Here is a 12,749-nt window from a genome sequence, read left to right as displayed (position 1 = left end):
CCCTTTCAGCTCTTTCTTCTGTCTTGCCAAACCAACAACAACCCGCGAGAGAACGAACATGAAGAAACTCCCCCTCATTACCGGTCTGGCGCTGAGCCTTTTGGCGTGCAGCAGCGTGTTCGCCGCCGAGAAAACCCTGCGCATCGGCATTGAAGCGGCTTACCCGCCGTTCGCCTCGAAGACCGACAAGGGCGAAATCGTCGGTTTCGACTACGACATCGGCAATGCCTTGTGCGCGCAGATGCAGGTCAAATGCGTGTGGGTCGAAGGTGAGTTCGACGGTCTGATTCCTTCGCTCAAGGTGAAGAAAATCGACATGGCGCTGTCGTCGATGACCATCAACGAAGACCGCAAGAAGTCTGTCGATTTCACCCACAAGTATTACTTCACTTCGTCACGACTGGTGATGAAGGACGGCGCAACGGTCGATGACCAGTACGCCAGCCTCAAGGGCAAAACCATCGGCGTGCAGCGCGCCACCACCACCGACCGGTACGCCACCGAGGTGTTCGAGCCCAAGGGCATCAACGTCAAGCGCTACAGCAACAACGAAGAGATCTACATGGACCTGGCGGCCGGTCGCCTCGACGCGATTTTTGCCGACACCATTCCGCTGAATGACTTCCTGTCGATGCCGCGTGGCAAGGGTTATGCGTTTGTCGGGCCGGAGTTGAAGGACCCGAAATACGTCGGCGAGGGTGCGGGGATTGCGGTGCGCAAGGGCAATGCTGAGCTGGTGTCCGAGCTGAATACCGCTATCGACGGGATTCGTGCCAATGGTCAGTATCAGAAGATTTCCGAGAAGTACTTCAAGTCCGATATCTACGGCGATTGATAATCCGCCATCGCTGGCAAGCCAGCTCCCACAGGTTTAGCGGTGTACACAAATCCTGTGTACGACCCGATCACTGTGGGAGCTGGCTTGCCAGCGATGAGGCCTGAACATTCAACGCGAATTCTCAGCCCTTCAATTCCTTCAGATGCTTGTACACCGTCGCCCGCCCCATGTTCAGCACATTGGCCACATAGTTCGAAGCGCTCTTGCCTTTGAACGCGCCCTCGGCGTGCAGGGCCAGTACCAGTTCGCGTTTGTGATCGCGGGTCAGCAGATTCAGGCTCAGTTGCCGTTCGCGCAGCCAGGCGTGGAGGAAGGTGTTGATGCGCTCCTGCCAGTCATCGCGAAACAGTGAATCCGGTTGTGGAATCAGCTTGCTCGGCGAAAGAAACAGATCCAGCGCAGCCTTGGCATTTTCGAACAGCGAAATATTCAGATTGATGCACAGCACCGCCAGCGGACGAGCTTCACTGTCGCGCAGCACTGTGCTCAGGCTGCGGATTTTCTGGCCGTCCCAATTGAGCTTTTCGTAGGGGCCGATGTTGCGGTCGCTGACATCCTCGCTGAGCATGTCTTCCAGCGACGACTCGTTACCGATCTCGCGCTTGGACAGGTTGTTGGCGATGTAATCGACCTTCTGCGTGCGCAAATCGTGCAGCACCACTTCGGCGTGGGGAAAGAACAGCGTGGCGATGGCGTCGGCGATTGCACGGTAGTTATCCAGTGCGAGGTCGAGTTCAGGGGCGGTCATAAGGTGAAGCTCCAGGCGTGCGTCAACGCCCCGGCGGAGGGGCGTTGCGAGTTTGCCGTAATCCGCGCAGTCAGGCCAGACGGGCAGGGGACAGCATGGCGCTGCTCAGGCCGAATTGCTTGAGCTGTTCCGGCAGTTTTTGGCCACGAACCAGCGCGGCACTGGCCTGACCCATGGCCGGTGAAGTCTGGATGCCGTAACCACCCTGCGCGGCGACCCAGAACAGTCCCGGCACTTGTGGATCGAAGCCACTGAGCAAATCACCGTCAGCGACAAAGCTGCGCAATCCGGCCCAGGTGCGGGTCGGACGGCGAATGGTCAGGGTGGTCGCCTCTTCGATCTGGTAGATGCCCATGGCGATGTCCAGTTCTTCCGGCTGCACATCGTGGGGTTCGACCGGGTCGGCGTTGGCTGGCGAGCCGAGAAACATGCCGGCATCGGGTTTCATGTAGAACGACTCATCAAGGCTGACCAGCATCGGCCAGTGATGAATGTCGACACCTTCGGGCCCGGCGAAGATAAATGCGGCGCGGCGTTTCGGTTGCAGGCCCAACGACTTCGCACCGGCCATGGCGCCGATCTTGTCGGCCCAGGCGCCGGCAGCGTTGATGATCACTGGTGCGCTGAAGGTCTGGCCGTTGGTCTGGACCTGCCAGACGCCTTCGGCATCACGGCTCAGGCCCAGCACTTCGCAATCGGTGTGCACTTCGCCGTTGTTGCGGCGAATACCGCGCAGGTAGCCCTGATGCAGCGCATCGGTGTCGATGTCGCTGGCGGTCGGGTCGTAGATCGCGCCGTGGACTTTTTCCCGGCGCAGGATCGGCAAACGTGCGCAGGCTTCGTCGGCGCTGAGCATTTGCATCTCGGGCACCGTGGCTTTGGCGCTGAGGTATTGGTTGTTCAGTTCGGCGGCGTCACCGGTGAAATCCACGGTCATTTCGCCGCGATGGGTCAGCAGCGGGTGCTCGCAGAAACCGCTGGGTGGTGCGTCGAAAAACGCCCGGCTGGCCTGGGTCAGCGCGCGTACCTGCGGTGTACCGTACGCGGCGGTGTACAGCGCGGCGGAGCGTCCGGTGGAGTGATAGGCCGGGTGCGATTCGCGCTCCAGCACAATTACTTTGGCATGGGGCGACAGCCAGAAACCGGTGGACGCGCCGGCAATCCCGCCGCCGATGATGATGAAATCTGCCTGGCTCATGAAAATCTCCACGGTGAAATGCAAATTTGAAGGTGTCGCAGATCCTGTGGGAGCCGGGCTTGCCCGCGATAGCATCACCGCGTTTCGCGCCTGCATCGCGGGCAAGCCCGCTCCCACAGGGATCGTGGTCTTAGTGCTTCAGGTGATAAATGGCATTGGCCAGGGCGATGTCTTCGAGGCCCAAACCGATTGAGCGGAAGAACACATGGCGCTGGTAATCCGGACGCTGCACTTTCTCGCTGAGCAGATCGGCGAGGTCGCCAATGATCGCCTCCTTGCTCCAGCCATGCTGCTCGCCGGCAATCAGCATCTCACCCGCCGAACCGGGTGTGGTCAGGCGATAGTCGCAGAACACCTGCATCGCGTTGAGACTGTGTGGCGGTACTTCATGGGCGCGAGGGGCATTGGTGCTGATCGAGGTGATCAGCGCCGGTTTGCTCAACGTCGCCGGATCAAGCACCGGGCCGGCGGAGGAGGTGCAAAGCATGATCACGTCGGCATCTGCCACGGCGGATTCGCGGCTATCGGCAATCGTCAGCGCGGGAGCGATACTTTTCAGCAATGTCTGCGTTTCAGAATCTTCGAGCAGGCTCGGCGAGTACACACTGATGCTCTGCCAGTCGCGCAAACCTTTGACGTAATGCAGGTGCGCCTGAGCGACTTTGCCGCTGCCGATGATTGCCAGACGCTGGGCATTCAGCGGGGCGAGAGCGTCGACGGCCACTGCGGTGGTTGCCGCCGTTCGAGCAGTAGTGAGTTCGCCGGCATCACAGAGCAGCAGCGGTTGGCCGGTTTGCATCGACATCAGCAGCGTCCAGGCGGTCACCAGCGGGCCTTGCTCGCGGACGATATACGGCGAGGTCTTTACGCCGTAGACGCCATCCTCGGCCAGCACGCCCAGATAGTTGATGAAGTCGCCAGCGCCTTGGGGGAATTCCACCAGTTGCTGCGCCGGTTGCACCGCATGGCCAGCCGCCAGATCGCGGAACAGTTTGCGCAGGATCTGCGGCACGTCGATCTGCGTCAGCAATTCGCGAGCCTGAGCTTGGTCGATCACGTAGGGCGTACTGGACATGTCGGGCTCCGGATTATTTTTATAAACTAATTTGTCCATTATGGACTTTTAGTTTTGTCGGGCAAGACACCCATTGAAAAAAATCCGGACGAAAAAAAAGGCGCAGTCCATTGCTGGCTGCGCCTTTTTTCGTGCGTCGCTTACTGCGGACGCTTGCGCTCAACCGCTCGCAGCAGATGCGTCGGTGGCGTTTCACAGCTGATCTTGCGACCGAGCTTTTCTTCGATGGACGGCAACTGGTAGGAGTCGTCCTCACCGGCGAAGCTGATCGACACGCCATCGGCGCCGGCCCGACCGGTACGGCCAATGCGGTGCACGTAGTCGTCCGGGACTTCCGGCAGAGTGAAGTTGATCACGTGGCTGATGCCGTCGATGTGGATGCCACGACCGGCCACGTCAGTGGCGACCAGCACGCGAATCTTGCCTTCGCGGAAACCTTCCAGCGTCTTGATGCGCTTGTGTTGCGGCACGTCGCCGGACAACTGCGCGGCATTCACGCCGTCGCGCACCAGGCGCTCTTCGATACGGCGGACTTCGTCCTTGCGGTTGGCGAAGACCATCACCCGTTCCCAACCGTTGTCGGTCACCAGGTTGTACAACAGCTTGTACTTGTCGGCGGCGGCCACGGCGTAGATGTGCTGCTCAACGTTAACGTTGGCAACGTTCTCGGATTCGATCTCGACGATCGACGGATCGGTTGTCCACTGCTTGGCAAGGTTCATCACGTCTTCGGTGAAGGTCGCAGAGAACAGCAGGGTCTGACGTTCGCTTTTCGGCGGGGTCTGGCGAATGATCTGACGCACTTGCGGGATGAAACCCATGTCGAGCATGCGGTCGGCTTCGTCCAGCACCATCACTTCGACCATGTCCAGATGCACGTCGCCGCGCTGGTTGAAGTCGAGCAGACGACCCGGCGTTGCAACAAGGATGTCGCAATGACGGGCTTCGAGGTGCTTGAGCTGCTTGTCGAAGTCCATGCCGCCAACAAACGTCATGACGTTCAGGCCGGTGTACTTGGTCAGATCGGCGGCATCCTTGGCGATCTGCACGACCAGTTCACGGGTCGGCGCGATGATCAGTGCCCGTGGCTCGCCCATGTAGCGTTCTTTCGGCGGCGGGGTCTGCAGCAACTGGGTAATGATCGAGACCAGGAACGCGGCAGTCTTGCCAGTACCGGTCTGTGCGCGACCGATGGCGTCTTTGCCCGCGAGGGTGAAGCCAAGCACTTGCGCCTGAATCGGCGTGCAGTACGGGAAACCCAGGTCCTGGATGGCGTGCATCAGTTCCGGGGCGAGTTTGAAATCGTGGAAACGGGTTTTGCCTTCCTGAGGCTCGACGACGAAGTCTTCGAGTTTCCAGTGAATGACCGGAGCCTTTGGCTTGGGTTCGCGGCGCGGTCTGGCCGGTTTCGGCGCTTCGCTTTGCACTGGCTCGGCGGCGATTGGCGCGGCCGGGGCAGGTTTTTCTGGTTGCTTCGGTGCCGCTACGGGAGCTGGGCGGTCGGCCTTGGGGGCATCGCTGCGATGGCCGGGGGCGTGCGACGGCGCACTGGGAACTGGCGCGAGCTGCTCAGCCTCGCTTTTACCGAACATTTTCTTGAGTGCTTTGAGCACGGTCATCTCATCAATTGATTAAGGAATGTACGCCGGCCAGTGTAATGCAAGAATCGGGCGCGGCGTAGTGTGATGATCAAAGGGGCCCGGATGGGCAACCGGGCCCGGTTCGATCAGCGCAGACGTTCGGTGAGCCAGACGCCGATATCCTGAATTTCCTCGGGTAACACTTCGTGGCCCATTGGGTATTCCTGCCATGTCACGGTGACACCACGGGTCTTCAAATGCTCATAAGCGCTACGGCCCATAGCGTTTTGCACTACGTCGTCGTATTGGCCATGCATCGACAACACCGGGATTCGCTGCTGGCTGGCAGACAACTCCAGTTCATCACTGAATGTCGGGGCATAAGTGGACAGGGCAAGTACGCCACCGAGCGGGCCTTGCCATTTCAGGAACGCGGTGTGCAGAACGACAGCGCCCCCTTGGGAGAAACCGGCCAGAAAAATCCGCGAGGGGTCTATCCCGCTGGATTTTTGTTCTTCTATCAGTTCGACGACCATTTGCGCTGACTCGTCCAGTTGCTCACGGCTGATGGCGCGTGCCGGATTCATGGCCAATATGTCGTACCAGCTCGGCATCTCGTAACCACCATTAATGGTGACTGCGCGAGTCGGTGCCTGGGGCAATACGAAGCGGGTTGTCAGCAAGGTTTCCTGCAGCGCCTCGGCGACTGGCAGGAAGTCATAACGATCAGCGCCAAGGCCGTGCAGCCAGATTACGCAGGCGTCTACGGGCTTGCCGGGCTGAAGAATCAAGGGCTGAGTCATGTTTGCTCCAAAAATGTGCGGGCGCTCTCATTAAGTGCGTGATTCGAGTGCGCGACGGGTTGATCCGTTAAGAAGATGTCGCAAGGCTACAAGTTTTTCTATTGACCTGCTGCTCAATCGCTTCAGCGGCCGGTGTGGTACGGGGTTTGCTATGGAGGATTCTGTACGAAGCATCCTACGTCTGCCGGTAACACTATCAGTGTACGGCTTGCGACGGGATTGCAAAGAATCCGGTGATGGATGTTCGCCAATGGCCGCTACGGGCGCAGCGAACGTGAAAGGGCTACAGCCCGTTCGGCCGATTGGTGAGAAGTGAGTTATCCATGATGTGGATTTTCTCCTACTAGACTCATAGCGAAAGTCTTACGTCGGTTGACCCTATAAAAAGCCAACACGGGTCAACAACGCCTCAAAAGGGTGCGACTGGACTCAGCTCCGACACAACAAGAGCAAAACTGGAGGTTTGAATGAAGATGTTGAAATCCACCCTGGCAATCGTGACTGCAGCAGCAGTACTCGGTGTCAGCGGGTTCGCTCAGGCGGGTGCAACCCTGGATGCAGTGCAGAAGAAAGGTTTCGTGCAGTGTGGCGTGAGCGACGGTCTGCCGGGCTTCTCGGTACCGGACGCTTCCGGCAAGATCCTCGGGATCGACGCTGACGTCTGCCGCGCTGTGGCCGCTGCCGTTTTCGGCGATGCGACCAAGGTCAAGTTCAGTCAGTTGAACGCCAAGGAGCGCTTCACCGCGCTGCAATCCGGCGAAATCGACCTGCTCTCGCGCAACACCACCATGACCAGTTCGCGTGACGCGGGCATGGGCCTGAAATTCCCTGGCTTCATCACTTACTACGACGGCGTGGGCTTCCTGGCCAACAACAAGCTGGGCGTGAAAAGTGCCAAGGAACTGGACGGTGCAACCATCTGTATTCAGGCCGGTACCACCACCGAGCTGAACGTGTCCGACTACTTCCGCGCCAATGGCCTGAAGTACACCCCGATCACTTTCGACACCTCCGATGAAAGCGCCAAGTCGCTGGAATCCGGTCGTTGCGACGTACTGACTTCGGACAAATCCCAGCTGTTCGCTCAGCGCAGCAAACTGGCTTCGCCGAAAGACTACATCGTGTTGCCGGAAACCATTTCCAAGGAACCTCTGGGCCCGGTCGTGCGTAATGGCGACGACGAGTGGCTGGCCATCGTGCGTTGGGTCGGCTACGCGCTGCTCAACGCTGAAGAAGCCGGCATCACTTCGAAAAACGTGCTGGAAGAAGCCAAATCCACCAAGAACCCGGACGTTGCTCGTCTGCTCGGTGGCGACGGTGAATATGGCAAGGATCTGAAACTGCCGAAGGACTGGGTAGTTAAAATTGTTTCCCAGGTTGGTAACTACGGCGAAATCTTCGAGAAAAACCTCGGCAAGAGCACTCCGCTGGAAATCGACCGTGGCCTGAACGCCCTGTGGAACAACGGCGGCATTCAGTACGCACCACCAGTGCGCTAATGGTTCTATCACCCGGCGGGCCAACCGCCAGGTGATGTTCTGTTCCATTTCTTGCGGGGCACTTCATGCAAAATTCAATCGGCGCACCTAAGCAGAGGCTCAGCCTCAGCGATCCACGAGTGCGTGCGTGGCTATTTCAGATCATCACCGTTGTGGCGGTGGTCGCGATGGGCTGGTATCTGTTCGATAACACCCAGACCAACTTGCAACACCGGGGTATCACTTCCGGTTTCGGCTTTCTGGAGCGCAGTGCCGGGTTCGGCATCGCTCAGCACCTGATCGACTACACCGAATCGGACAGCTATGCCCGGGTGTTCGTCATCGGCTTGCTCAACACCTTGCTGGTGACGGTTATCGGCGTGGTTCTGGCAACACTGCTGGGGTTCATCATCGGTGTGGCGCGGCTGTCGCCGAACTGGATCATCAGCAAACTGGCGACCGTGTATGTGGAGGTTTTCCGCAACATTCCGCCGCTGCTGCAAATCCTCTTCTGGTACTTCGCGGTGTTCCTGACCATGCCGGGACCGCGCGCCAGTCACAACTTCGGTGACACCTTCTTCGTCAGCAGCCGTGGCCTGAACATGCCGGCCGCGCAAATGGCTGACGGCTTCTGGGCGTTCTTTATCAGCGTCGTGCTGTCCATCGTTGCCATCGTGCTGATGTGCCGCTGGGCCAACAAGCGCTTTGAAGCGACCGGCGTTCCGTTCCGCAAGTTCTGGACCGGGCTGGCGATTCTGCTGGTGATTCCGACCTTGTGTGCGCTGATCTTCGGTGCGCCGCTGCACTGGGAAATGCCTCAGCTCAAGGGCTTCAACTTTGTCGGCGGCTGGGTGTTGATCCCGGAACTGCTGGCGCTGACCCTGGCCCTGACCGTGTACACCGCGGCGTTCATCGCCGAGATCGTGCGCTCCGGGATTAAGTCGGTCAGCCACGGCCAGACCGAAGCGGCCCGTTCGCTCGGCCTGCGCAACGGCCCGACCCTGCGCAAGGTGATCATCCCTCAAGCGCTGCGAGTGATCATTCCACCGCTGACCAGCCAATACCTGAACCTGGCGAAAAACTCTTCGCTGGCGGCCGGTATCGGTTATCCGGAAATGGTTTCGCTGTTCGCCGGCACTGTGCTCAACCAGACCGGTCAGGCGATTGAAGTCATTGCCATCACCATGAGCGTGTACCTGGCGATCAGTATCAGCATTTCCCTGCTGATGAACTGGTACAACAAGCGCATTGCGCTGATCGAACGGTGAGGAAAAGCGCATGACTACCCATACTTTCAAACCCGACATGCCCCCACCGAGCAGTAGCATCGGCGTGGTGGCGTGGATGCGCGCGAACATGTTTTCCAGCTGGCTCAACACCCTGCTGACGCTGTTTGCGTTCTACCTGATTTACCTGGTGGTACCACCGATTCTCAGTTGGGCGATTCTCGATGCCAACTGGGTCGGCACCACCCGCGCCGATTGCACCAAGGACGGCGCCTGCTGGGTGTTCATTCAGCAGCGTTTCGGCCAGTTCATGTACGGCTACTACCCGCCGGAACTGCGCTGGCGCGTGGACCTGACCGTGTGGCTGGCGGTCATCGGCGTGGCACCGCTGTTCATCTCGCGCTTCCCGCGTAAAGCGGTGTACGGCCTGAGCTTCCTGGTGCTGTACCCGATCATCGCCTGGTGCCTGCTGCACGGTGGCGTTTTCGGCATGACCGCCGTCGCGACCAGCCAATGGGGCGGCCTGATGCTGACCCTGGTCATCGCCACCGTCGGGATCGCCGGCGCCTTGCCGCTGGGGATCATCCTCGCGCTGGGTCGACGTTCGAACATGCCGGCGATCCGCGTGGTCTGCGTGACGTTCATCGAGTTCTGGCGCGGCGTGCCGTTGATCACGGTGCTGTTCATGTCCTCGGTGATGCTGCCGCTGTTCCTGCCCGAAGGCATGAACTTCGACAAGCTGCTGCGGGCGCTGATCGGTGTGATCCTGTTCCAGTCGGCCTACGTGGCCGAAGTGGTGCGCGGCGGTCTGCAAGCGATTCCCAAAGGTCAGTACGAAGCAGCCGCAGCAATGGGCCTCGGCTACTGGCGGGCGATGGGGCTGGTGATTCTGCCGCAAGCCCTGAAGCTGGTAATCCCGGGCATCGTCAACACCTTCATTGCGCTATTCAAGGACACCAGTCTGGTGATCATCATCGGCCTCTTTGACCTGCTCAACAGCGTCAAGCAAGCCGCTGCCGATCCGAAATGGCTGGGCATGGCCACCGAAGGCTACGTGTTCGCCGCCCTGGTGTTCTGGATTTTCTGTTTTGGTATGTCGCGCTATTCCATGCATCTGGAACGCAAGCTCGACACTGGCCACAAGCGTTAGGAGTTCTGTAATGAGTGAAGCAATCAAAAAGCCTGTAAGCGCTGAAGGCATTATTCAGATGCAGGGCGTGAACAAGTGGTATGGCCAGTTCCACGTACTGAAAGACATCAACCTCAACGTCAAACAGGGCGAGCGTATCGTTCTGTGCGGCCCGTCGGGTTCCGGCAAATCGACCACCATTCGCTGCCTGAATCGTCTGGAAGAACACCAGCAGGGCCGCATCGTCGTCGATGGCGTGGAACTGACCAACGACCTCAAGCAGATCGAAGCGATCCGCCGCGAAGTCGGCATGGTGTTCCAGCACTTCAACCTGTTCCCGCACCTGACCATTTTGCAGAACTGCACCCTGGCGCCGATGTGGGTGCGCAAGCTGCCCAAGCGCAAGGCCGAGGAAATCGCCATGCATTATCTGGAGCGCGTACGCATTCCGGAGCAGGCGCATAAATTCCCGGGGCAACTGTCCGGCGGTCAGCAGCAGCGTGTGGCGATTGCCCGTGCCCTGTGCATGAAACCGAAAATCATGCTGTTCGATGAACCGACTTCGGCGCTCGATCCGGAGATGGTGAAAGAGGTTCTGGACACCATGATCGGCCTCGCTGAAGACGGCATGACCATGCTCTGCGTAACCCACGAAATGGGCTTCGCCCGCACCGTGGCCAACCGCGTGATCTTCATGGACAAGGGCGAAATCGTTGAGCAGGCTGCGCCGAATGACTTCTTCGATAACCCGCAGAATGATCGGACCAAGTTGTTCCTGAGTCAGATTTTGCATTGATGGTTTGAGAGCTGTGACAAGAAGCCCCTCCGGTTGCCCGGCGGGGCTTTTTTCATGGGCGAATCAGTCAGTGTCTGATCTGTCTGCAAGCGCCATTTGCACCGCCCGCAATGCGTTGAGGCGGCCGTGCCCGTAGTAATGACTGTGACCGTTCTCGTCGTACCGACCGAGTGGCCCGTCGTCGGCATGGCCGATCTTGTCGCAGCAGTCGGCGAGTACCTGTCGCACCGCTTCACGGTCCAGTCCCGGTTTGACTCCGAGTACCAGTGCCGCGATGCCCGCAGCTCCGGGGCAGGCGCTGGAGGTGCCGCTGAATGAGTCGGTGTAGGCCGGCAGCGTTTGTGCGGCGAAGCTGCCGCTCAAATCCGTGGTGCGAATACCTCGGGTCTGCGGGATCAAGGTTGCGGGCTTGAACTTCGGATCGGGGTGTTGCAGATCGCCGCTGGGAAAGCAGCACCACAGCGCTTTGCCATAATCACTGTAGGCGCTGCGTCGGTTCTGATCGTTGCTGGCACCTACGGCAATCACTTGCGGGTGGCTGGAGTAGCCATCGTTATCGACACATTCATTACCGTTGCCTGCGCCAAAAAAGATCACGCAGCCTTTGCCGTTACGGCCTTTGGTGGCTGCGTATTCGATAGCCAGACGAGTGCTGGCCGCCAGCGGAAATACTTGTGTGTGACGCGGGTCGGAGGGATCAGCCCAATGCCCTTCGGCCGGTCCCCAACTGCAGGAAATAATGTCGGCACCTTGATCGGCAGCCCAGAAAAAGGCGTCAGCCTCAGCCCGTGAACCCAAGGGTTTGGTCAGTTTCAACGGCATCAGGCTGGCCTGCGGGGCAACGCCGCTGGCACCGTCCTGACCATTCGCGCAAGCCACCCCGGCGGCGGCAGTGCCATGTCGTTCAAAGGCGTTTTTTGGCCGTGGACCTTGCTTGGCGTTACGTCGGTCAAAGTTCTGTGCGCCGACCACTTTGCCTTCTCCGGCAAACTCGGGATGGTCTATATCAAAGGCATCGTCGATGACTGCAATCACGATGCCTGCGCCCTGCGCGAGTTCATGGGCGGCTTCGACATTGGCGCTGGCATCGATTTCGACCTGGTAGGTCACAGTGGTTTTCTTCAGATGCCACTGATTGGCGTGGATCGCCCGGCGCTGGCCTTGGCGGAGCATCTCCGGATGGCAGTACTCGATCTCGTCGCGCTTCAGCCAATCACAGGTTAATGCACAGATATCGATTCCCTGGACGTCGGGGTGATGTACGAAAAAGGCATTGGCTGCGTAAGGCACCTGTTGTTTGATCATCAGTCCCAGCTCATCGAGGATGGCCAGGCATTGCGTGGCTTTCAGTGAGTCGGTGAACTTTAAAAAAATATTCTCGGTGTAGAGCACGGGCTCTTGCGTGCGAGGGTCCATCAGGACGCTGCCGGCGAAACGCACATCCGGCAACTTTCGCAGCATGGCTTTGCGTTGCGACGGGTCAGCGTTCAGAGGCAGTTTGAAAACTTGTACATCAGCGTCTTCGACATGCAGCAACAGTTCGCAACCTTCCAGCGCAGAGAGCGCCGACTCGCAGCACAGTGTGTGTGTCAGGTTCTTTCCTGCATGACTGCGCACTGCCAGCAGCTGACGATTTTTTTCCAGGACAAAAGGGCGGCCGCGCTGAGTGCCGAAATTGACTTCTACCATGAGCTGTTCCACTTCCTTATGGACAAAAACAAAGGGCAAGAGCGCCCTCAGATGAATGTCTAAAGTCTGAAGTCCGGAGGCTGTGGGATATGTCGGCAGATAGGCCCATGTAGTGTGGGAAAACACTCCATGGGCAGACGGTTTTTACGACTCGTGTGGTAGGACCGATTTCTTTGGCGGTCCGCAGAA

At 59.0% G+C, this 12,749-nt stretch carries 11 protein-coding genes; 5 read left to right on the top strand and 6 right to left on the bottom strand.

Translation table 11 applies throughout. The features are described from left to right. Window positions 1-58 precede the first annotated feature (58 nt). Complete coding sequence (locus ACTWLJ_RS02025) at window positions 59-835, top strand: ABC transporter substrate-binding protein (protein WP_445179688.1); 777 nt, start codon at window positions 59-61, stop codon at window positions 833-835. 124 nt (window positions 836-959) lie between these two features. On the opposite strand, the gene ACTWLJ_RS02020 is transcribed toward ACTWLJ_RS02025, so the two are convergent. From ACTWLJ_RS02020 to ACTWLJ_RS02000, 5 genes are all read right to left on the bottom strand, one after another. Then, window positions 960-1,586, bottom strand: coding sequence for a helix-turn-helix transcriptional regulator (locus ACTWLJ_RS02020; RefSeq protein ID WP_445179687.1), 627 nt, complete (start codon window positions 1,584-1,586; stop codon window positions 960-962). A 70-nt stretch (window positions 1,587-1,656) separates the two neighbouring features. Continuing rightward, window positions 1,657-2,784: an NAD(P)/FAD-dependent oxidoreductase gene (locus ACTWLJ_RS02015; RefSeq protein WP_401220015.1), complete on the bottom strand. Its 1,128-nt coding sequence runs from the start codon at window positions 2,782-2,784 to the stop codon at window positions 1,657-1,659. Between the two features lie 130 nt (window positions 2,785-2,914). After that, a complete protein-coding gene (locus ACTWLJ_RS02010) occupies window positions 2,915-3,859 on the bottom strand; it encodes an ornithine cyclodeaminase family protein (protein WP_445179686.1) in 945 nt (314 codons plus the stop codon). A 140-nt stretch (window positions 3,860-3,999) separates the two neighbouring features. Beyond that, window positions 4,000-5,478, bottom strand: a complete 1,479-nt coding sequence (gene rhlB, locus ACTWLJ_RS02005) for an ATP-dependent RNA helicase RhlB (protein ID WP_445179685.1) — start codon at window positions 5,476-5,478, stop codon at window positions 4,000-4,002. A 107-nt stretch (window positions 5,479-5,585) separates the two neighbouring features. Further along, complete coding sequence (locus tag ACTWLJ_RS02000; protein ID WP_445179684.1) at window positions 5,586-6,242, bottom strand: alpha/beta hydrolase; 657 nt, start codon at window positions 6,240-6,242, stop codon at window positions 5,586-5,588. Window positions 6,243-6,709: 467 nt separating this feature from the next. Here ACTWLJ_RS02000 and ACTWLJ_RS01995 point away from each other — a divergent pair, with 467 nt between their 5' ends. The 4 genes from ACTWLJ_RS01995 to ACTWLJ_RS01980 all read left to right on the top strand — a co-directional run bounded on the left by ACTWLJ_RS01995 (window position 6,710) and on the right by ACTWLJ_RS01980 (window position 10,871). After that, the gene (locus tag ACTWLJ_RS01995) at window positions 6,710-7,741 is read left to right on the top strand and encodes an amino acid ABC transporter substrate-binding protein (protein ID WP_401220005.1); all 1,032 of its coding nucleotides are present in this window, start codon (window positions 6,710-6,712) and stop codon (window positions 7,739-7,741) included. Between the two features lie 65 nt (window positions 7,742-7,806). After that, window positions 7,807-8,988: an amino acid ABC transporter permease gene (locus ACTWLJ_RS01990; RefSeq protein ID WP_401220002.1), complete on the top strand. Its 1,182-nt coding sequence runs from the start codon at window positions 7,807-7,809 to the stop codon at window positions 8,986-8,988. Window positions 8,989-8,998: 10 nt separating this feature from the next. Next, entirely contained in the window at window positions 8,999-10,096 is a 1,098-nt protein-coding gene (locus ACTWLJ_RS01985) for an amino acid ABC transporter permease (RefSeq protein WP_445179683.1), read from the top strand. Between the two features lie 10 nt (window positions 10,097-10,106). Continuing rightward, window positions 10,107-10,871, top strand: coding sequence for an amino acid ABC transporter ATP-binding protein (locus ACTWLJ_RS01980; protein WP_401219997.1), 765 nt, complete (start codon window positions 10,107-10,109; stop codon window positions 10,869-10,871). Window positions 10,872-10,934: 63 nt separating this feature from the next. On the opposite strand, the gene ACTWLJ_RS01975 is transcribed toward ACTWLJ_RS01980, so the two are convergent. Then, window positions 10,935-12,560, bottom strand: coding sequence for a S8 family peptidase (locus ACTWLJ_RS01975; RefSeq protein WP_445179682.1), 1,626 nt, complete (start codon window positions 12,558-12,560; stop codon window positions 10,935-10,937). Window positions 12,561-12,749 lie beyond the last annotated feature (189 nt).

This window comes from Pseudomonas sp. McL0111 (assembly GCF_052567255.1).
The sequence above is the reverse complement of the archived record's forward strand: the minus strand, read 5'-3'. Positions and strand labels throughout refer to the sequence as shown.